The 268-nt window shown below is 59.7% G+C and carries 1 protein-coding gene; it reads left to right on the top strand.

Annotation, left to right across the window (positions count from 1 at the left end):
- On the top strand, positions 1-268 hold a 268-nt coding region (locus tag EIK80_RS26860), incomplete at both ends, for a hypothetical protein (protein ID WP_233586961.1).

Here is a 268-nt window from a genome sequence, read left to right as displayed (position 1 = left end):
CTTTGCTCGAATTGGTTGGTATCGCGCAGGACGCAGCAATGTGGACTGAAGCGCCGCCCCAGCGCGCCAACTACCGCGCATGGACAGAGCTCATCTGCAACAGCCTCCTGCCTGGTGAGTCCAACAAGGAGCGTCGCGGGGTTCTCAAGAGCGCCCTTGAGTCCGCATGGACGTTCTCAAACTGGCTGACACATTCAACGTCAGCGACTTGGGTTGACGCAGAAACGGCCCAGTCGTTGATCCAGCATGCGGTCGGCATGGCCACATC

It is taken from the genome of Caulobacter sp. 602-1 (genome assembly GCF_003931565.1).
Lineage (GTDB): Bacteria > Pseudomonadota > Alphaproteobacteria > Caulobacterales > Caulobacteraceae > Caulobacter.
This window is presented reverse-complemented; position numbering and strand designations above follow the sequence as displayed.